This is a genomic window from Streptomyces sp. AcH 505, assembly GCF_000818175.1.
In the GTDB taxonomy this organism is placed as follows: Bacteria; Actinomycetota; Actinomycetes; order Streptomycetales; family Streptomycetaceae; genus Streptomyces.
Genome location: NZ_JTIY01000001.1, coordinates 5,397,096 through 5,400,546 on the forward strand (window position 1 = coordinate 5,397,096; position 3,451 = coordinate 5,400,546).

At 72.1% G+C, this 3,451-nt stretch carries 3 protein-coding genes; all 3 read left to right on the forward strand.

Annotated features, from left to right (window positions below; all coding sequences use genetic code 11):
• Positions 1 to 554 (forward strand): hypothetical protein (locus HY68_RS44045; protein WP_198533332.1); only part of this gene is annotated, 554 nt, incomplete at its 5' end.
• A complete protein-coding gene (locus tag HY68_RS24300) occupies positions 551 to 1,612 on the forward strand; it encodes an ATP-binding protein (protein WP_041992232.1) in 1,062 nt (353 codons plus the stop codon). The genes HY68_RS44045 and HY68_RS24300, both read left to right, overlap by 4 nt.
• Before the next feature lie 11 nt (positions 1,613 to 1,623).
• A partial coding sequence (locus HY68_RS24305; RefSeq protein WP_052457165.1) for a hypothetical protein occupies positions 1,624 to 3,451 on the forward strand: 1,828 nt, incomplete at its 3' end.

A 3,451-nucleotide genomic window follows, 5' to 3' on the forward strand; every position in this document is an offset into this window, starting at 1 on the left:
ACGCGCTCATGGCGGCCGGCTCCGAGTCGCCGGGCTCCGCGCCCGAGGACGAGGACGGCTGGCTGGCGAGCCTCCTGACGCAGTGGGCGCAGCTGCCGCTGGTGGTGCTCGGCGCCCTGCTGACCCTGCTCGTGCAGTTCTGGGACCGGAGCCTCGGCGAACGGCGGTCGTTCAAGAAGCGGTTGGAGACCTCCCGGCAGACGTTCCGGTCGGCGGCGCGGCTCTACCTCGCCGCGTACGAGCGCGACCCGAAAGCCGACCACGCCGAGCTGCTGGCCGCCCGCGAGGCGCTGACCGGTGCCTTCGCCGAGGTGGAGGGGACCGGGGCCAGGGGCAGGGCGGCCCGGCGGCTGGCCGACGCGCTGCCGCTGTCCCAGCGCCTGCCGGAGAACGGCGAAGGCGTGCCGCTCGGCTCCGACGGCAGAAAGCACGAAGCGGACCGGGTACGACAGTTGATGGACCGTCAGCTCCCGCATGCGTCGGACCTCAGCCGGACCTTCGTGTACTGGTGGTGGCGCGCCCTGCGGGACCGTCCGACCGGGAGCGGCGTATGACACCGGTCGAGGACAACCCGTACGGGGTGCGGGTGCCGGGCCGCAGACACAGCCTGCCGGGCCTGGAAACCCCGCCCACCGACGACCACCCGCTGGTCCCGTGGGACGAACCGGGCCACACGGCCCAGTGGGTCGACGTCGACCACGCGCGCGAGCAGGTGGCCCGCTTCGGACAGCAGACCCTCGACCGGCTCGGCGAGCTGGTGACCCCCGGCGTCGGCGCGGGGCGGCTGGTGGTCGTGAGCGGGCCGCGCGGGATGGGCAAGACCACCCTCATCCACCGGTGCATATACGAGGCGGGCGAGTACATCGCGCGGCTGTCCGGCGCCGGCAGTCCGCCGGCACTGCGCCGCATCGTCGCGATGACCGGCGGATACCGCAACACCGGGTCGGGGATCAGCATCGACGAGAACGGCGACTTCGCGGCGATGCCTGTCGTCAACGGCAACATCCGCGACCAGATCCACGCCACGCTGTGCCGCCACTTCGAGGACGTCAAGATCGACCCGGCGATAGCCGAGGAGCCGCCGGCGAAGGCGTTCGGCGCGATCAGCGTGCTCCTCACCCAGCAGGACGCGCTGCTGTTCGCGGTCATTCCGCACATCGACTGGAAGGACGCGGGGGTGCGCACCAACTTCCTGAAGACCTGTCTGAACCACGCGCGGACCCGGATCGTACTTTTCGTCGAAGTGAGCCAGGAGACGAACGAGGCGGCGGAGGCGGTCATCGGCGAGCTGCCGGACGGCGCGGTCACCCATCTCGCGCTCGGCCAACTGACGTCGGAGGACACCGTGAAGTTCAGCGCGGGCCCGCACCACAGCCGCCCCCAGGACCTGCCGCCCGCCGTCAGGGCCGGACTGATAGCGGCTCATGACGCCCAGCAGCCCGCCGACGTGCGGGAACTGCGGCAGGTCTTCTACGCGGCCGCCGAACGGCGGCGGCACGGAGCGGCCGGCACGCCGATCACCGCCGACGAGCTGAGCAGGCACTGGCAGCCCGGCGCGCCCGACCTCAGGTCCCTGACCCGGCACAGCCCCCAGACGTCCACCGGATCATAAGGAGTGCCTCCATGACCACCGGCAGTGGCTACAGCTGGCACCGCAACCCCTTCCCGCTGATACCGGTCGTACGGCTCGGCCCCTCGGCCGACCTCGGTGACGCGCCGGTGACGGCGGCCGACTCGGGCAACGCGAGCATCGCGACGCCCACGTCCGACCAGCTGAACCGGCTGGTGGACGACTACCTGGTGGAGAATCCGACCGGCGGCAGGCGCGGCCGGGCCATCGCCGTCGTGGGCAGCTTCGGCCTCGGCAAGAGCCATGTGCTGCGGCAGATCTACACCTCGCTCAGCAGGCGTCCGGACGGCCCCGCCATGTGGATCGTCGACGAACCCGCCCAGGACATGGGCCGGATGTACCGCGACCGGCTGCGCGGGCCCGGCGACACCCCGCAGGGGCGGCGCGCCTTCGAGGAGCTGGTCAGGGACTACTACGCGTACGTGACGGCCAACCGCGTCGGCGAGCAGGGCGGCGACCCCCGGCTCGGCAGCCTCGACGAGATCGCGGCCGGACTGCGCGACCGCAGCCTCGACCCGGGCAAGGTGGTCTCGGCGCTGCGCTACGACCCGGAGGTGATCCACGCCGATCTGCGCGGCAAGCTGGGCGAGATCACCGAGCACCGCCGGTTCGCCACCGCGCTGGCCCTGCTCCAGGACCCCCTGTTCACCCGGCTGGTGTGGGCCTGGCTCAACGGCGAGGAGCCCGCCGAGGCACTGCGCGAGCGGGGCATCACCGAGGCCATCGTGCCGCCGTCGGGGAGCGGCCGGCCGGACACCGCCGCCGGCATCGACCAGGTCTTCGACGCGCTGGCGGTGCAGGGTTTCATGCACGGCAGGGTCGGCAGTCCCTACGTACTGCTCGTGGACGCACTGGAGAAGGTGCTCGACTGGCCGCAGGACAGCAGACGCGTCTTCGTCGACGCCTTCGAGCGGCTGGTCAACATCTACGTCAGCCGCGGCGGCCTGCTGATCTTCTGCATCTCGGCGGCCGGGCTCCAGGAGCTGCGGCCCAGTCTGCACGAGCGGTTGCTCCAGGTGTGGCCGGAGGGATTCACCAGGGAACTCACCGGGGAGCTCGTCGCCGCCTACGTCGAGGCGGGCCGCCGCGGCGAGGACGAGGCGTCGGCCCCGTTCGCCGAACTCTTCGGCGCCGACACCCTGCGGACGCTGCACGAGCAGACCGAGGGGCTGCCGCGCGAGATCCTCAAGACCTGCAGCCAGGCCTGGCTGTTCAGCGAGGACACCCACGGCGCGGTACGCGAAGTGACCCCCGCCGCCGTCCTCAGAGCCGTCCGCGCCCTGCACGAGAAGGTCTCCCGTGACCAGGTCGCCGCCGTCGTGCACGACGCGCTGAGCCTCGGGCAGTGGCGCATCGCCTCCCGCGACCCGGTGCCCGCCCGGATGTCGTCCCCGCAGCTGCCCGACGCCTCGGACCCCGCCGAGGAGGTGGTCTACTGGCTCGCTCCCGCGCCCAAGGCCCTGCTCGCCGTCATCGTCACCCGCTCCGTACTCGGCGCCGACGACGCGGAGCGGGTCGCCGCCTATGTGCAGGGCCTGCGCAACGCCGTGCTGCCCGCCCGCTTCGAGGCGCTGATCGTCGTCAACGGCCATGTCCCGCAGCACATGCAGGACCGGCTGAGCCGGCTGGTCGGATCACCGCCGCTGGTCTACCGGCAGCCCGACTTCGACCGGAAGGTGAACGACGCCCTCGAACGGCTCGCCGGACGGCTGGCCGACGGCGGGCGCGCGACGGAGCTGGAACAGCTGGGCGAGCGGATGCGCCGCGAACTCGCCCAGCAGAACGTCCAACTGGCCGAATTACGCCAGGCCATGACCTCCC

Bases quoted from the DNA above. Each gene is read 5' to 3' on its own strand.
- HY68_RS24300 (WP_041992232.1), top strand. From the start codon at position 551: ATGACACCGGTCGAGGACAACCCGTACGGGGTGCGGGTGCCGGGCCGC.